At 57.0% G+C, this 17,828-nt stretch carries 12 protein-coding genes; 8 read left to right on the forward strand and 4 right to left on the reverse strand.

Annotated features, from left to right (window positions below; all coding sequences use genetic code 11):
* The first annotated feature begins 103 nt into the window (after window positions 1-103).
* The 3 genes from Q0U90_RS02330 (at window position 104) to nagB (ending at window position 2,259) form a co-directional block, all read left to right on the forward strand.
* Window positions 104-892, forward strand: coding sequence for a MerR family transcriptional regulator (locus tag Q0U90_RS02330; protein ID WP_297451122.1), 789 nt, complete (start codon window positions 104-106; stop codon window positions 890-892).
* 90 nt (window positions 893-982) lie between these two features.
* Window positions 983-1,309, forward strand: coding sequence for a hypothetical protein (locus Q0U90_RS02335; protein ID WP_297451124.1), 327 nt, complete (start codon window positions 983-985; stop codon window positions 1,307-1,309).
* A 164-nt stretch (window positions 1,310-1,473) separates the two neighbouring features.
* Window positions 1,474-2,259, forward strand: coding sequence for a glucosamine-6-phosphate deaminase (nagB, locus tag Q0U90_RS02340; RefSeq protein ID WP_297451127.1), 786 nt, complete (start codon window positions 1,474-1,476; stop codon window positions 2,257-2,259).
* Between the two features lie 20 nt (window positions 2,260-2,279).
* Here the strand turns inward: nagB and Q0U90_RS02345 are convergent, their stop codons facing one another.
* Window positions 2,280-2,900: a cation transporter gene (locus tag Q0U90_RS02345; RefSeq protein WP_297451224.1), complete on the reverse strand. Its 621-nt coding sequence runs from the start codon at window positions 2,898-2,900 to the stop codon at window positions 2,280-2,282.
* 32 nt (window positions 2,901-2,932) lie between these two features.
* On the opposite strand from Q0U90_RS02345, the gene Q0U90_RS02350 reads away from it, so the two are divergent.
* The 5 genes from Q0U90_RS02350 to Q0U90_RS02370 all read left to right on the forward strand — a co-directional run bounded on the left by Q0U90_RS02350 (window position 2,933) and on the right by Q0U90_RS02370 (window position 12,642).
* Window positions 2,933-4,018, forward strand: a complete 1,086-nt coding sequence (locus tag Q0U90_RS02350; protein ID WP_297451130.1) for a biotin/lipoate A/B protein ligase family protein — start codon at window positions 2,933-2,935, stop codon at window positions 4,016-4,018.
* Window positions 4,019-4,225: 207 nt separating this feature from the next.
* A complete protein-coding gene (locus Q0U90_RS02355; RefSeq protein ID WP_297451227.1) occupies window positions 4,226-6,022 on the forward strand; it encodes a BCCT family transporter in 1,797 nt (598 codons plus the stop codon).
* A 187-nt stretch (window positions 6,023-6,209) separates the two neighbouring features.
* The gene (locus Q0U90_RS02360) at window positions 6,210-7,805 is read left to right on the forward strand and encodes a class I SAM-dependent DNA methyltransferase (RefSeq protein ID WP_297451133.1); all 1,596 of its coding nucleotides are present in this window, start codon (window positions 6,210-6,212) and stop codon (window positions 7,803-7,805) included.
* Complete coding sequence (locus Q0U90_RS02365) at window positions 7,802-8,962, forward strand: restriction endonuclease subunit S (protein ID WP_297451136.1); 1,161 nt, start codon at window positions 7,802-7,804, stop codon at window positions 8,960-8,962. The genes Q0U90_RS02360 and Q0U90_RS02365 overlap by 4 nt, the downstream gene beginning before the upstream one ends.
* 182 nt (window positions 8,963-9,144) lie before the next feature.
* The gene (locus Q0U90_RS02370; RefSeq protein ID WP_297451139.1) at window positions 9,145-12,642 is read left to right on the forward strand and encodes a DEAD/DEAH box helicase family protein; all 3,498 of its coding nucleotides are present in this window, start codon (window positions 9,145-9,147) and stop codon (window positions 12,640-12,642) included.
* Here the strand turns inward: Q0U90_RS02370 and Q0U90_RS02375 are convergent.
* The 3 genes from Q0U90_RS02375 to Q0U90_RS02385 form a co-directional block, all read right to left on the reverse strand.
* A complete protein-coding gene (locus Q0U90_RS02375; RefSeq protein ID WP_297451142.1) occupies window positions 12,639-13,604 on the reverse strand; it encodes an ADP-ribosylglycohydrolase family protein in 966 nt (321 codons plus the stop codon). The genes Q0U90_RS02370 and Q0U90_RS02375 overlap by 4 nt on opposite strands.
* Before the next feature lie 6 nt (window positions 13,605-13,610).
* A complete protein-coding gene (locus Q0U90_RS02380; protein ID WP_297451145.1) occupies window positions 13,611-17,117 on the reverse strand; it encodes an exonuclease domain-containing protein in 3,507 nt (1,168 codons plus the stop codon).
* Window positions 17,118-17,199: 82 nt separating this feature from the next.
* Window positions 17,200-17,772, reverse strand: a complete 573-nt coding sequence (locus Q0U90_RS02385) for a histidine phosphatase family protein (RefSeq protein WP_297451149.1) — start codon at window positions 17,770-17,772, stop codon at window positions 17,200-17,202.
* Window positions 17,773-17,828 lie beyond the last annotated feature (56 nt).

The following is a 17,828-nucleotide window of genomic DNA, read 5'->3' on the forward strand; positions in this document are numbered from 1 at the left end:
AGGTTAGCGGGCTGCGGAACGGCACACCAGCGGCTGCCGCAGCAAACTTCCTCATCTGATTCCGGCGTTAGGTATTGACCTTGACGCGGCGTCAAACAGAAAGATGATTTCCGTGAGCAACAACGACAACGAGTACACCATCGGCGAGGCAGCCGAACTCCTGGGCGTTACCACGCGCACGCTGCGACACTGGGATGCCATCGGGCTGCTCAGCCCGCAGTATCGCACGTGGTCCGACTACCGCCTCTACACCGATGAGGATATCGACACCGCGCTGGAGATTCTGGTCTATCGAGCCGCTGGTGTGCCGTTGAAGGCTATCGAGGAGTTCATCCACGACGATTCTTCCCCGAGAAGTCGGAAAGATCGTTTGCTCGCACAGCGAACAGTTCTCACCGAGAAGATCGCTGACCTGCACCATATGGTGCAGTCTCTGGACAAACTGATTGAGGAAGGACACACAATGGAAGCAAAGACGAAGGCAAAGCTCTTGGGCCGCGATTGGCAGAATCTAGAAGCCGAAGCTGAGGAACGCTGGGGTGACACTACCGAGTGGGAGCAGTCCCAGCAGGCCCAGGAAAAAATGGACGATAACGACTGGGCTGCTCTTGAGGCAGAGGCTAAGGATTTTGCCGATGCGCTTGCCGACGCTGCCGAGCGACACGTGGAGCCAGGTTCCGAAGAGGCGGCCGAGCTAGTTGACCGTCACTTGGCCTCTATTACCCGCTTCTACGAGGCTGGCCGAGAAAAGCAGATTCTGTTGGCACGCATGTACGTCGCTGATTCCCGGTTTGACCGGTATTATCGCGGCAATGCCGGCTACCTGCTGGAATTGATTGAAGCTCAGGCTCGTAAGGAAGGGATTGACCCGGCTACTGCCGAGTGGCGGTAGGTGGCAGGTGGCGGGTGACGCTAGGCGGCGGGCGGTAGCCTTTCATCCATGCCTTTCCACCCGGGGGCTGAATCCGCTTAGAATTGACCCATGAAGATTTCTCGCTCCGTCACCTACCGCACTATCGCCGCTGTGATCATCGGCATAGTTGCTGTCTTGGGTGCCGTTGCTGTGACTCCGACCGTCAGGCAGGCGATTGACGGTAACAAGGCCTCAACTCAGAAATACGAAGAGCACCGTTTCTCCGGTTCTTCGTCCTCGGTTGATGCTTTCCAAGCGTGGTTTGACGGTGGCGAGTTCGTCGAGCCGACCGTGGAAACTCTTGATCTGCGCGAGCTGAAGGTTAATGACACCCAGGTCGCTCACGCTGGCGACATCATCTACAAGGATGAAGACGGCAATTTCTGGGTGAAGTAACTCACGCCGGAAAAACGGGGATGGATTACCGATATTTACTGTTGCCAGATTAATCTCAATTGGATAGCACTGGCACGCTCTAGTGTTGCGGAGTCACGAGCATTCTGCCCGTCCCCCTTTTTTCCATTCTTGCAACGCGCCCTCGTTTTCAGGAGTATTCCACTATGGAAATCATCATCGCCGATACAGAGGCCGAAGTCGCGAACATCGCTTCGGACTACCTCGCTCACTACGCCAACAAAGGTGGAAACCTTGGTGTAGCGACAGGGTCGACCCCGCTTGCGACGTATCGGGAACTGATTCGTCGCCATCAGGCCGGTGATGTCACGTTCAAGGACTGCAGTTTCTTCGCACTCGACGAGTATGTGGGGCTCCCCATCGAGCATGAGCAGAGCTACTACCACGTGATTCACAACGAGTTTTCCGATCACGTGGATGTCGACCCGGCGCGGGTCCATATTCCCGATGGCCTCGCAGACGACATTGGCGCTGCCTGCGAGGACTACGAACGCAAGATTATCGAGGCCGGCGGCATCGACATTCAGTTGCTGGGCATCGGCACCAATGGGCATGTCGGTTTTAACGAGCCCGCCAGCTCTTTCGGTTCCCTGACTCGCATTAAGACCCTGCACCCGCAGACCGTGCTGGATAACGCCCGCTTCTTCGACTCCGCCGAAGATGTCCCGTACCACGTGGTCACCCAGGGCCTTGGCACTATTTCACGAGCGGGTCATCTCCTGCTGCTAGCTACAGGCCTTGCAAAGGCACACGCTATCGCCGCTTCCATCGAGGGCCCGCTAAGCGCTTCCATGCCTGCGTCCGTATTGCAGCTGCACCCACGGGCCACAGTTGTGATTGACCAGGCCGCAGCCAGTGAGCTGAAGAACAAGGAGTACTACGAGTTCACCTACGCTCATAAGCCGCAGTGGCAGAAGGATATGTGGAAGTAAGAACACACGACTAGTAAGCGCTAGTCGTCGTCATCCATCTCCAGCTCGGGGTCTTCGGCACGCGCCTGCTCGTAGACTTCCTTCGCGGCCGTGAGATTAATGACGCCAATCACAAGCCCCACGACGATGTCTGGCCATGCGCTGAACCAGAAAATGGTGACCACTCCAGCGGCGAGGATGAGCAGGTTCGCCAGGACGTCATTACGCGCCGCCAACCATGCGCCGCGCATGAGCGCACTGTCGGCCTTGCGCAGGTTCATCAGCAAAATCGCGCAGACTAGATTGATGACCATCGCGATAATTGCCGTCCCCGACAGCGTTAGTGGCTCTGGCGGCTCACCGCTGACCATCTTCCAGATGGCAGTGCCGAACGCCGCAATCGCCGGAATCAGAATCAGCCCGGCAAGGCCGAAGCTTGCTTTACGACGGCTCGCCAGCGACCAACCCAATGCGGTGAGAACCAGCAGGTTGATGAGGAAATCTTCAAGAAAGTCTGCAGCGTCGGCGAACAGCGCTGCGGAGCCAATAATTGAGGCAACAACTAATTCAATAAAGAATCCGAGAAGATTCAGGCCTGCTACCCACGCAACAATTTTGCGGGCACGGTGATCCAAAGTTGATGAGGTAAACACGGAGGACATCGTAACGCTCGGCGCGAGTACCATCGAAACCTATGACCTCCGCACAGAAGTTCCACTCAGAAATGAAGGTTCCCGGCGGCAAATTGGTTGTCGCCGACTGTGAGACCACCGGTGACACGATTTCGTCGATAAGCATTTCGGGCGACTTTTTCCTCGAGCCCGACGAAGCCTACGACATCATTAATGACGCTCTCCTCGGTGCGCCTGCCGGGGACAACACGGAGCGTTTACAGGCCCGACTCGATGCGGCGTTGAAGGATTTTGAGGATCAGTCTGGTCGCGAGGTGCGACTGCACGGTTTTGATACCCACGTCATTGCCCAGGTCGTTCGCCGCGCACTGACACAGGCTGTCGACTTCACAGATCTGGAGTGGGAGGTGTTGCAGCCGGGTGTCCTGCCGACGGTGATGAATGTTGCTCTCGACGAGGTCCTCCTTGACCAAGTCAATTCCGGACAGCGCGGACCAACTCTGCGTTTCTGGGATTGGGATGATCGTGCCACTGTGATTGGTTCATATCAGTCTTATGTCAACGAACTCGAACCCGAGGGTGTAGAGAAGCACGATGTGCAAGTGGTGCGTCGTCTCTCCGGCGGTGGCGCGATGTTCATGGAGGGCGGCAACTGCGTCACCTACTCGCTCTATGTGCCAGAGAAGCTGGTCGCCGGTCTTAGCTACGTTGAATCCTACGAGTTCCTCGACCGCTGGGTCATCGCTGCACTTGCGCAGCTCGGCGTCAATGCGTGGTACGTCCCCATCAATGACATCACCTCCGATGGTGGCAAAATCGGCGGTGCCGCACAGAAGCGCCGTGGTTCGACAGTGCTTCACCATGTCACCATGAGTTATGACATCGACGCTGACAAAATGATGGAAGTCCTGCGCATTGGCAAGGCCAAGATTGCCGATAAGGGCCTGCGCAGCGCGAAGAAGCGCGTCGATCCGCTCCGCCGTCAGACTGGCGCCAGCCGCGCGGAAGTCATTGACACGATGAAGCAGACATTCATCAACCGCTACGGTGCCACCGAGGCATCGCTTTCCGACGAGGACTTCGCTGCGGCGCAGCATCTTATTGACACCAAATACGGCACGGAGGGCTGGACTCACCGAGTCCCCTAACGTCCACGCCAACTATCTAGCCAACTATCTAAATGAAGAAACTCTTCGGGAAAGAGGGTTAACTGGATAAAAAGTAAACCAAGGAGACTCGGCGTGGACGACGCAGAACAACAACGCCCGAAGAAGAAACTAAGCCCTCTTGATGAAACCCTGGATAGAGCCCGTGCACTGCGTACTAAACGCGCAATCGGTCTCTACCCTGCCAATATGCACCCAGGACTGGTGCCTGGCTTCAGTGTCGAAGAGCTGAAATACAAGTTCGGGCTGGACAAGCTTGTTTTCGGTGTCAACGCGGTGTTGATTATCGCCTTTGTGGTTTGGGGCATCACCAGCCCTGAAACAGTTTCCTCGGTTTCTTCGGCCGCTCTGTCGTGGGGCCTGAAAAACTTCGGCTGGCTCTTCAATGTCACCATGGTTATCTGTGTCATTGTGATGTTGGGTATTGCCATGTCCCGCTACGGCAATATCAAGCTGGGCAAGGATGACGAAGAACCGGAATACTCCCGTTTTTCCTGGGTAGCCATGATGTTCGCTGCTGGTATCGGTGTCGGTATTTACTTCTTCGGCCCGTCTGAACCGTTGGCGTTCTATCATTCACCGCCACCGCTGACGGTGGAGGCTCACACTGAGGAAGCGCTGCACCGAGCAGTTGCCCAGGCAAACTTCCACTGGGGTTTCTCACCATGGGCGCTGTATGCACTGGTCGGTGGCGCACTCGCATACTCGACCTACCGCCGTGGCCGCGCCAGCTTGGTATCTTCGCTCTTCATGCCAATTTTGAAACGCACTGATGGCCCCATTGGTCGCACCATCGACATTTTGGCGATCGTGGCGACGCTGTTCGGTACTGCTGCCTCCCTGGGTATTGCCACGCTGCAAATCGGTGAGGGTATTTCAACGCTCGTCGGCTTTACTCCCTCGATGGCGGTACTTCTTGTAGTTATTTTGTTCTTAAGCGTCGGCTTTATTATCTCGGCAGTCTCTGGTGTGTCGAAGGGCATTCGCATTTTGTCGAATACCAACATCATGCTGACCTTCTTGTCACTCTTCTTTGTCTTTGTCGCAGGACCGACTCTGTTCCTGATTAACCTTCTGCCATCGAGCATTTTGAACTACCTGGATAACTTCCTGGATATGTCCTCCCGCTCGTTGTCGTGGGGCCAGGAAACTCTGGACTTCCAGGCTGCGTGGACGATGTTCTACTGGGCGTGGTGGATTGCCTGGGCTCCCTTCGTGGGCATGTTTATTGCCCGCATTTCCCGTGGCCGCACAATCCGTGAGTTCATTTTGGTCACCATCATCGTGCCGTCCTTTGTACTGATGCTCGCATTCTCTATTTTCGGCGGCACTGCTATCGACTTCGCCCGCAACAACGTCCCCGGCTTTGACGGCTCTGCCTCTTCCCAGCAGGTGCTCTATAACCTGATTGGCGAGCTGCCGTTTAGCGGTGTCGTCTCTGCCCTGGTGATTGTGATTCTGGCAATCTTCTTCATTACCTCTGCTGACTCGGCATCGGTGGTGATGGGCACGATGGCGTCCAAGGGCGATCCGGAGCCGAATAAGCTGGTCGTGGTTTGCTTCGGTGTTCTCATGATGGGCATCGCTGTGGTCATGCTCCTCACCGGCGGAGAGGATGCCCTGTCCGGCCTGCAGTCACTGACCATTCTGACGGCAATGCCCTTCGTGGTAATCATCATCGCACTGCTTATATCCTTCGTGAAGGACCTCAGCACCGACCCGCAGGCAATCCGCACCACCTTCGCCAAAACCGCGGTCCGCAACGCAGTCAAACGCGGTCTGGAAGAGTACGGCGATGACTTCGAACTGTCTGTTGAGCGCACTGACAAGGATCAGGGTGTCGGCTCCTCCGCGGGAGTCGAGTCCGGTATGGAACAGCTGACCGAGTGGTATCACCAGACCAACGAGATGACTGAGGCGACTGATGGAGGAGTCTCTGCCTCCGATGGCACGGGCGAGGAAGACACCACAGCGCAAAAGAGCTAGCTGTCTGCCCGGCGTGGCGTTTTTAACTTCCCACTCAACTTCCCACTCGACATAACACTCTGGGAAGTTAGTGGGAAGTTAAGTGGGAAGCTCAACAGCGCAGTGTCACGCACCCCTCGCACACCTGGTCGAGCCACACGATAGCCAATGAGCTTCAGGGTCCGCCCCTGCCGATACACTTGGACCCATGATTACTGGTGCTTTGAAAAATGATGTCGACCGCATCTGGGACGTGTTCTGGACCGGCGGCATCACTAATCCAATGAACGTGATTGAGCAGTTCACGTACTTGCTTTTCCTCCGCCTCTTGGATGAGCAGCAAAATAGTATTGACCAGCAGCGTTCGTTGGGAGTACCAGTACCGGAGTCCCGCGATATTTTTGGCCCGGACCAGCAGCACTTGCGCTGGCGGGACCTCCTCGCCGTCACGGACCCAACCCAGGTCAAGAACCTTATGGCCGATGAGGTCTTCCCCTTCCTCCGCAATCTGGGCGCTGACACAAATGGCACTACTGGCGAAGGTGTGATGGCGCAGCACATGCGCTCTGCCAACTTCGGCATTGAAAACCCAAACACCTTAAAGTCTGTGATGACGCTGATCAACAAACTGGATCTGCGCAACAAAGACTTCATGGGTGATTTGTACGAGTACATGCTCTCTAAGCTGAGCGTGTCCGGTACCAATGGTCAGTTCCGTACTTCCCAACTCATTATCGACTTGATGGTGGAACTGATGCGCCCCTCCCCCAGCGAGCGCATCATCGACCCCGCCTGCGGCACCGCGGGCTTCCTGGTCAACGCATCCGAGTGGATTCGCGATCACCACGGCGACGAGTTGATGAAAAAGTCGGTCCGCGACGAGTTCGAAGCGCACGGTCTTACCGGCTATGACTTTGACTCCACCATGGTGCGGATCTCTGCAATGAACATGTTCATGCATGGCTTTAACAGCCCGAACATTGCCTACCGAGATTCCCTGGGAACCATCCCCGACGAAGACAAGGAAAGCTTCGACCTCATCCTCGCCAATCCGCCATTCGCGGGCAGCGTGGACGAAAGCAACCTGGATAAAGAACTCACCTCCCTTGGCAAGACCAAGAAGACCGAGTTGTTGTTCATCAACCGTTTCCTGTCACTGCTCAGGATCGGTGGTCGCGCCGCCGTCATCGTGCCCGAGGGCGTTCTCTTCGGTTCGACGAAGGCGCACAAGGCGATTCGTAAAGAGCTGGTGGAAAACCAGAAGCTCGACGCAATCATCAAGCTGCCTTCGGGCGCGTTCAAGCCGTACACGGGAGTATCCACTGCAATTCTGTGCTTTACGCGCACCGATTCGAAGGCGAACGAGGACGTCTGGTTCTACGAAGTGCTTGCCGACGGCCGCTCGTTGGACGACAAGCGCACCGAGCTGTTGCCACTGAATTTGTTGGGACCTGTGCCCAAGGACCGCCTGCCTAAGGATGATGATCCAACCGACCGCCCCGAGCCGGTCGAGCTTACTGCGGAGCAGCATGAGAAGAACAACCTTCCCGATGTTGTGGCCCGCTTTGCTCTTCGCGAGACTTCCGAGCGTAAGCGTGCCCGCACCGAGCAAAGCTTCTGTGTGCCGGTAACTGAGATTGCGGACAATGACTACGACCTGTCAATGAACCGCTACAAGGAAATCGTCTTCGAGGATGTTGAGACCCGCGATCCGCTAGAGATTATTGCTGAAATTGAAGCGCTTGATGTCGAGATTGCAGCTGGCATGAAGGAACTCAAGGACCTGCTGGGAGGTGCAAAATGAACCAGTGGCCGATGGTGAAGTTGGGGGATGTTTGCGATATTAAAATTGGAAAAACTCCCGCTCGAAAAAATAAAGCCTACTGGGGCGTAGGAACTCCCTGGTTATCTATTAAAGATATGAACCAGGGGGCTGTACTTTCAACAACATCAGAGCAGATTACTGATCTTGCAGTTCGAGAACTCAATATCACTCCATACCCGGCCGGGACCGTATTTTTTTCGTTTAAACTGTCTATCGGAAAAGTAGGAATTTCAACGATTGAGCTATTTACCAATGAAGCAATCGCAGCAATCCTCCCAAAGGATTCGACCTCGCTAGATAAAAACTTCCTAATGGCGGCATTACGAGTTAGCGGAAATCTGACCAGTGGAAATGATGCAGTTCTTGGGCAGACCCTGAATAAAAAGTCTTTACAGCAAATCAGCATCCCCCTCCCTCCCCTCGAGGACCAGCGGAGGATTGCCAGAATATTAGGACACAGCACCCTCCAAAACTCAATTGTCAACAAGACAATCAACAAACTGAATACTGCGAGACAGGGATGCATTGAAAAGTACGTCGCTGATCCATCGAAAACACCCCGTTTAGAAAGCCTTGCGAACCTTCAAGGAGGACTATCTCTAAGTAAAACCCGCGGGGTAAATCCAGTTGAGGTCGAATATCTACGAGTAGCAAATATTCAAAGAAATAATTTAATCCTCGACAATTTAAAGACTATTCGATGCACTGAGAAAGAACTCGAACGCTGCACCATTAAAGATGGCGATATCCTAATGCTTGAAGCTAATGCTAACCCGCTAGAAGTTGGTCGAGCGGCAGTTGCAAAGGTAGGGTCTCGACACTTGGTCTTCCAGAATCACCTTTTCCGTGTAAGGCCTACAGAGGTCAGCCCCATTGTCCTCAATGCCCTTCTGTCATCAGTATCAGTGCGAACACAGCTCCTTCGGTTGGCGAAGACTACTTCCGGCTTAAACACAATGACTATTTCACAAGCACGGTCGCTTCGTATACCTCTGAGGGATGAATTAACAACTAGGGAATTTGAACGTCAACTCACTCGAATTGAACAACAGAAAAAGTTCCTCGCTGAGAAACAGTCACTTCTCGAAGAACTCCACCAGTCCCTCGCAACCCGAGCATTCGCAGGACAGCTCTAAAGTCTCGGAATCATAGAAACGCTGATGCCGGATATCTCTCAACGAACCTACGCTTTGCGCGTTCTAGTGATTCACCGCCACTTGCCTCGATATACTCGACTCGTTGCATAAACGCTGTTGAATGCACGAACTACAGCACCCAGCCACGCACCGACCCCAATCAGCAACCTTCGGAGGAACACATGGCAGCACCTCGAACCAACTTCGGATTCGTCGGGGCTGCCTTCCCCTCACTCCTGGCTGACTGCCGAAATGCTGAAGCCGCAGCCCTCTCCAATCCCAGGGCTTCCGCTTTCCAGTCTCGGTTTGTCGCCGAGCGACTGACTTTCCACATCTGCAAGTTTCTCGGGCTGGAAACTGAAGGGTACTCATTCGCTGAACTCACAGGTCGGCCGCAATTCCGCCAGTTCGTGCCGCAGGTCATTCAAGGGAAAATCACTGCGGTCCGCAAGATCGGCAACATCGCCGCACACGGGGCCGCATTCTTTGACCCACAACTAGCGGTCCGCTCCATCGCGCAGCTGTACGATTTCCTGGTGTGGGCTACCGCTAACACCTCAGACAAGGGAAAAGCAGCGCTGCCGAGCGCACCGTTTAACCCGGATTTCCTCAAGGAGGCTCCGAAACAGCCGTCGGCAAGCAAAGCCCAATTGGACGAGCTGCAGCGCCGACTCGACGCCAGCAAGCGCGACGCACTGCTACTGAGCGAAGAACGCGAAGAGCTGCACCGACAGCGGGAAGAACACCTGCGTCAACAAGAACTGTTTCGGAAGAAAGCGGCTCAAGACGCTGAGGCGCAAGAACAGCTCCGCCAAGAGCTGGAAGCGCTGCGCAAGCAGCTGGAAGAGAAGACTCGTGAAGAACTGGTCGCCGCACAAGCAGATGCGGGGACAGTGGATACCAGCGATTTCTACGCCATCAGCGAGGAAGACACCCGCCGCGACATCATCGACCCCATGCTTGCGGAAGCAGGATTTACCACTGCCGCGGGCAACCTCGTTGCCGAGTTCCTACTGCCCTCCGGAACACGCGCGGACTACGTGCTGCTGGGAGCAGACGGCAAGCCGCTGGCTGTGGTTGAGGCGAAGAAGACTGCCGCATCAATCAGCGCTGGGCGTGAGCAGGCCCGCGAATACGCCGACGAGATTGAACAGCACTACGGTCGCCGCCCGGTAATCTACTACACCAACGGCTACGAAGTTCACCTGTGGGACGATGCCGCGGGGCTTCCGGAGGTCGGTGGCTACCAGCCGCGTGCCGTCGAAGGGTATGCGACCGCGGATGAGCTGTACTTGATGATCTCCAAGCGCTCGCAGCGACAGGCACTTTCTGAAATCCCAGTTGACAGTGACATTGCTGGCCGTCTCTACCAAGAGCAGATGATCCGCGCCGTCACCGAGCACTACGGGCAAGGACACCGCCGAGCACTGCTGGTGATGGCAACAGGTACGGGTAAGACGCGCGTATCCATTGCCTTAGTCAAACTCCTGCAACAGGCGGGCTGGGTGAAGAATGCTCTCTTCCTGGCCGACCGCACAGCGTTGGTGCGGCAGGCTGCGAAGAACTTCCAGGCTCACTACGAAGAAGCAGGCATCGTCAACCTGCTGGAAAACCCCAACGGCATCGGGTCAGTGTACGTGTCCACCTACCAAACCATGGTCGGACTCATGGGCACACAGTTCGACCCGTACGCCTTCGACCTCATCGTCGTCGATGAAGCACACCGAAGTGTGTATCGGCGCTACCGCCGAATCTTCGACTACTTCGACTCGCTGCTCCTCGGCCTCACCGCTACCCCGCGTGACGAAGTCGACCGCAACACCTATTCCCTATTCCAGCTACCCAAGGGCAAGCCGACCGGCGAATACGGCCTGGAAGAAGCTACTGCCGCCGGGTATCTCGTTCCCTACAAGGTGTTTTCCACCAGCTCTATCATCCTGAGCGACGGCATCGTCTACGACGAGCTCAGCGAAGAAGAGAAAATCGAGTGGGATAACAAGGACTGGGGTACCGACGAAGACGGTGCCAAGCTGGCCGCACCCGAAGGTGCCACCGCATCAGAGATCAACTCCAAGCTAATTAACCAAGACACTATTGACCAGGTCATTACCCAAGTGCTGGCCAACGGCATCAAAGTCGCTGGTGCCGACCGCATTGGTAAGACCATCTTCTTCGCACGCAGCCAAGCCCATGCGGAAAAGATTGGCGAGCGCCTACAGGTGGCTAATCCGACGCTGCGTACCGAGGTCATTACCCATGAATCCTCCCGCTCAAACCAGCTGATTGAAGCCTTCGAATCCAGCAAACCAGGCAGCATCGACATTGCGGTGAGTGTGGACATGCTCGATACCGGTATTGATGTTCCGGCTGTCGTCAACCTGGTGTTCTTCAAGCCCGTCCATTCCAAGACCAAGTTCTGGCAGATGATTGGCCGCGGTACTCGTACCTGCAAGAACCTTTTTGGTGAAGCCATGGATAAGACGGAATTCTACGTCTTCGACTACTGCGATAACTTCCACCGTTTTAGCGCAGAGGCTTCGTCGGAAAGCACTGACGGTTCAGCACAAAAGTCACTGCAGGAACGACTTTTCCTCGCCCGCCTGCGTCTGATCGACCTGCTGGGACACTCGAATACCGATTCTGACCTGGCAGATTCGGTGAAGACGCACCTGCGTAATCAGCTCTCACAGGTTCCGGTCAACAGTCCCCTGGTCGGTCCGAAGACGCGACCGTATCTGGAAAAATACCTGCGCCCGGGCTCGTGGAATCAGTTGAATGCGTCAGACATTGCGGAGCTCGAAGACTATCTGGCAGACCTGCCGTTTGCATCTGCAGCGGACGAAGAATTCGCGAAGCGCTTCGATCTGCTGATTTTGAAGATGCAGGAAGCCGTCGCCGAGGGATTGGAAACGGTTGATGGAGCCGTACCTGAGGCACCGCGCAATCGAGTCATGCGGCTGGCGGAAAACCTGCTGACCAAACTCAATGTTCCAGAGATTGCAGCACAAGCTGAGTTGCTGGAAAATGCGGCATCTGAGTCGTGGTGGGAAGGCGTCAGCCTGGATGAGCTAGAACTACTGCGCCGTGGCATGCGTTCCCTGGTGCGACATGTCGACCGCGGCAGGCGCAATGTCGTGATTACCGACATTGAAGACGAGTTTGGCGAATTGCAGGAAGTGGAATTACCCGCCTCCGCAGCATCGTTCGCCGTCACAGAAAGCAGCATTGAGCAGAAGATTCGCGAACTTCTGGAAGAACATGGTGACTCCCTTGTGCTGCAGAAGCTACACAAGGCGATCCCGCTGACACCAGTAGATGTGGAGTCATTGGAGCAGCTCGTCGCAGAAGCCGGAATTGGCGATGTCGACGAGCTACAGCACCGACTTGGCATGTCGCTGAGCCGGTTCGTGCGCACGGTAATCGGTCTTGAGGAAGGCGCTGCCCGCGCGGCATTCGCTGACCTGATCGACGGCGCGAATCTGAACTCGGTGCAGCTGGAATTTATGAACCGAGTGATTACAGGCCTGGTTCAAAACGGCATTGTCACCGTGTCCGACCTGTTCAATGCGCCCTACAACGACTACGGCTCCCCCGTCGAAGTCTTTGACGGCAGCATGGCCGCGGTCATTGACCTGAAGAACCGGTTGGAGAAAATTGAGCGCAGCGCGGACGCTGGTTAGTTCGCGATGACCGCCAGCTGCTCCGCCAACTCCACAACATCGTTTGGGTGATACTCCGCGGGCCGGTTCCGTTTCGGCGAGCAGGAATCAATCACGTCACGCCACCGCTGTGGAATGGCGGAGGCACCAAAAACGCCACCGAGAAAAGCACCAACAATGGCCGCATTAGTGTCGGTGTCGCCACCACGACCAATGACTCGGACCAGGGAGTCCTCAAAGGTCGTGGTTTTGTCTTCTACCTGGCGCAATTCTTCATGCAGCGCCCACAGCGCAAAGCGCAGCCAGCCCTGATGCACAGAGAAATCCGGCTCGCCGCTGTCCAGCATGGCACCACTGGCCTGCCACTCGGTCTCCCACTGCGTGCTCTGGGAGGCCAACCATTCCATCAGCGCACTTATGCCAATGCCGCGGCGCGGCTGGTGGAGGCCACCGCTGATGACGTCGGCAAGCGCGGATGCGTAACGTGAATTGGCGTCGACGCACACCGGGTGCGGGTGCGTGATGGCGGCATCCTTGCGGGCGAGTTCGCCAGCGCGTGCGGGGTTGCGCCAGTACGCGATAGCCAACGGTGAGATGCGCATGAGCGCGCCGTTGGCCTGGGAATTCGGGTTCGGTGCGCGCCGAAGCAACGCCGCCGTGGTGGCCTCCCCCATATCAAAAGCATCGGAGTTTGCCCAACGCACATAGGACTCACGGACATCGGCGGTATCGTAGCCTTCGCAGCGCACCAGTGAGCGGGCCAACGCCAGCGCCATTTCGGAATCATCGGTGGGCTGACCGGCGGCGATGTTGTGGGTGCCGCCCTCGGCAAGCTCGCGGACACCGTGCGGATAGCGCTGTGCGATGTCCTCGGCACTACAAAACTCCACTAGCGCCCCGAGGCTATCGCCGATGACCTGGCCGTAGAGCACGCCACGGGCACGGTCGACTACTCGGGCGAAAGCATCGGAATTGTGATTCACAGGCGCCTACAGAGCTTGAATGGTGTCGGCCAGCTCGTCATCGCGGCGATGGCGCAGGCGTGAGACCGTCTTGCGGCGAGGTGCATCGGCGGGCAGACCGAGCTGCCTATTGATTGCCGCGAGCACCGCATCGACATCGAGCTCACCGGCGTTCCCCTCAGCAGAGAGCTCACCGGCGAACTCCTCGTCGAGACCAAAAGCATTAACCAGCGCCGCCAGGCCTTCCGCGTCAGGGTTTTCCGCCGGCGCACGCGTGATGTCGAAAGTGTCACCGAAGTGAATCCACACACGCTCGCCCTCGGCCAGCTGCATATCGTTGACAAAGCGGGAAATCGTCGACATCGAAGTGTTCGTGCGGCCAACGACAATACGCTGGTCACCCAACCTGGATGGCAACAGCTTCTCTTCGCCGTATCCCAGCCCATACATGCCCGCGACACCAGTGGGAATAGCGCTTCCCGAGCCACGCGCATGATCGTGAGAAATAGTCAGCAGCAGGCACCACTGCCCATCGCGCAAGTAGAGGCCACGGGATTCCTCCGGCGTGGCATCGACCGGTTCCATTTCCTCGGCCGAGCGCTTACGAACGTAGCCGTCTTCCACCACGAACTCACCACCGCCGGCGTACGTGCGCACGGAGTTTTCAGATACTCCGAACACGGTCGCGCCAGCAATGACGTCGTCAAGCAAAACGCCATCGTGCCCCTGTGCGACAGCATCATCAATACGTCGAGAGATGTAGTCGGCAATCGTCGTCCACTCTTCCAGCTCCCACTGCGCCAGCGCCCACGTGCCCGGCGCGCACCGCTTCGTCCGCGGGTCGAGCGCGAGACGGCCATCAATGCCGCGCGAGTTTCGGTCGGTGATAACGGTGGCGATGTCGTCGATGTGCATCGGCTTGCCACGGTGCGCAAGCAACGCCACTGCCCTATCGCTTACCGACGTGACCTTGGTAAACAGGTGGCCCTCAAAGATCTTGTACCCGGTGCGCTGGGCGATCCACTCGCGCACGGTTGCCTCGGGGAGGTCGAGCTCGGCAACCAAGTCAGACACGGGTGCGATGCCGAAGTCATCGGTGAGCTGCTCGACAGCGGTTGCGAATTTGTCCTCGAACCCGTTGGCGATGAACCATTCGCCCTCGACGCTCCACTGTGCCTGGGGCACGGCAGCACCCGCGGTGCCGGTGAGGTTGACCAGGTTCAGCAGCGGTGCGGACATTCCATCGGGAACGGTGAACAGGCCTGGCATATCGTGGCGGAGCTGGCTAATCGTCGCCAGCGGTGCGTAGCGGTGGAAGAGCCCGGTGCGGAGGATTTCGCAGTTGGGGCCGGCATCGGCAAGTGATGCCAGCAGTGTGGACTCCAACTGCCGGACGCGTTCGCGGGAAACACCGAATTGCTGACCGAGCTCCGCCAGGGTGGCGCCGTCGTGCAGGCGGCGGTTGAGGATTGCCGGGAAGCGTTCGTCCTGGTCGGTGATGTTCTGAATTTCGCGTTCGGCACCGGTGAGGATGTCGGTGATTCGGGCGTTGAGGCTGCCCACTTGTTCACGCACGGCTTCGGGAACGTAGGCCTTGCCCTCTCCTTCGTCGAGGATGCGCTTGGAGGCACCGGTGATTGCCAACCAATCCAGCAGCACCGATGTCTCGGGAGCTGTCGTGTCGTCCCAGCTAATGCCGAAATCGTCAGTGCTGTCGAAGGGAGTATCCGCCGGGTGCTCGTCCGAGTGCTCTGCAGCGTGCTCATCCGGCTGAGCATTGCCCAGCAGTGAGGAGAAAACATCACCGATGTCCTTGGCCTCTCCCGCTTCAAATTCATCGAATGCATGGGTGACGGCATCAGCTACCAGCTTTTGGACGCGCACACGACCGTAACCTTTGAGGTCCTGCAAGTCGCGGACGGTGAGTTCGCGAATCAGGCGGTCACGCAGCGAAGTGTCTTTGACCTCCGGTTCTGTTAGCCCCAACTTGGCTAAAACACGCTGCCATTCCGGGCTTTCTGGGAACACCACGAAGTTCATGTACGGCGACAGCCCTGTGAGCCCCGAAGTCTGGTGATTCTTAATCCACGCCTGCGCAATTCCCAGGACGTCTTCGCCGATTCCGCTGAAGTCCCTATCAGCCAGCCACGGGAAAATTGTGGTGAGGTCCTGCAGCTCGGACAGAGGGTCGCTGCCCGTGGATTCTTCGCTGTCAGAGGTGGGCTCTGGGCGCGGGGTGTCTTCCGCTTCGCGCTTTTGCGCAGCATTTAGCTCTGCCAGCGCATGGGCGAAAGTCACTTCGTCGACAATGGGAATGCCCAGTGCCCGAGCCTTCCTCGCTTTACCCGACTGCGTGTGGACATCCGCGGCAACAAGAACCACAGACGCCTTGATAACTCCACCGACATCAAGGCCAGCAGCACGCGCACGTGCTTCCCATACTTCTCGCGGGGTTGCCATGGCACCGGTGAAAGTCACGCGGTCACCAGGGCGAAGTTCCAGTTTTCGGGCAGAAGTGACCAAATCTTCCACACGATTGCGCTCGATGTTGAGCTCCCCGGCAATTCGAATCAGCCAGCTGCGCTCCTGCTCTGTCACCACGCCATCGGCCCAGGCCTGCACAATCAGCTGCTGCAGGTATTGCTCGTGCAGCATATTGACATCATCTGCGCTCAACCCATGCTCGGCGGCAATGCCGTGCAGCTTGGCCAGCTCTCGCATGTCCAGTCGCCCATCGACCATTGCCTGGACAAGGTAGCCAATGTACTGATCGGAAGCCTCATCACCAGTTCGTGGCACATGTTGTGTGAGTTCCTGCAGCCACAGCTTCTCGGGGGCTTGCTGGCTCGTGCCGGCACCTGCGGCAGTTGCATCTCCACCAGCCCGCGCATCATTGCGTTCGAGCAGTGGCACATCGGAAATGTGTAATTGTGCCAACTGCGCTGGCGCAAAATAAAGCGGCTCGGCGTAGTCCACGATGTCAGGGCGGGCCTGTACAAAACGCTGAAGCACTGCCGCGGTCGCCTCGGCATCCGCAAGTGCCGTATGAGCAGCCCTATTCTCAATGCCCATGATGCTGAGAACATTTTTCAGTGAAACAGGCTGGCCAGGAATAAATTGCCGAGCTAGCACCATCGTGTCCAGCAACCAATTACCGTCGGCAAGCTCGACGCCAAGACGCCCGAATTCGTTGGTCAGGAACTTGTACTCAAAGCCAGCGTTGTGAGCGACAACAATCCGGCCGTTGAGAACATCGGCGAAGCGGCGCGCAACATGCTCAAACGTGGGTGCCCCGACCAAATCCGTGGGGGTAATGCCGTGGACATCTGAGTTATCGAAACCCCGGTTCGGCTGCACCAGAGTTTGCCACGTCCACTCGACACGACAGTTCGCGTCCAAAAGCACCACACCAATTTCAATGACTCGGTCATGCCGGGAAAAACCGGTGGTCTCAAAGTCCAAGACCGCAAAACCGGACCTACTGCCGGTTGGCCTCATCGCTTGAAAGAAATTGCTGGGTGGAATGGATGTCATTGGACGCGGACTCCGTTTCTTTCGGGGAGATTCACATCATATGCTCGCAGCTTTTCGGCCGGCAGGCGAACTCTGCTCGCGGTTACAACCCCCGCGAGAGGTTCCACCGCAACACAGCAGGTCGGTCATGGTAGCGACCGAGCACGGACAACGACGCAGTATTCAACGGAAAGGACTGGCCAAGCGGCATTGGCAGCTCCAGCCAAGCCGTCGTGAGCGCACGCAGCGAGTGGCCGTGAGCGAACACGATTGCCTTGTCCACGCCCGATTCGCGCACCCTTTTGACCACACGCTCAACACGTTCACGGACTTCCTCCGCGGTCTCCCCATTGGGCACACCGTGAGTCCAAATCTGCCAATCCGGAACAGTCTTCTGAACTTCCTTCGAGGTAATCCCCTCGTAGTCGCCGTAGAACCATTCCGCAAGATCCTCGTCGACCTCAAAGTCGTGGAATCCCGCCAAACGGGCAGTCTCCTGGGCGCGCGTACGCGGCGATGCCAGCACCAGCCCAAAGTCCTTCGGATCCAGCCAGCCGTTTAAGGCCTTGGCTTCTTCCCGTCCGTTGTCAGTCAGCGGGAGATCAGTTACCGAGGTGTGCTGCCCAGTGCGCGACCACTCAGTTTCGCCGTGCCGCACGAGATATAAATCAGTCATACCTCCAGCTTAGGCCTGTTCCGAAATGCCGTTAGCCGGGGCATTCCCATTACCCC

Source organism: uncultured Corynebacterium sp., from assembly GCF_946998835.1.
GTDB lineage: Bacteria > Actinomycetota > Actinomycetes > Mycobacteriales > Mycobacteriaceae > Corynebacterium.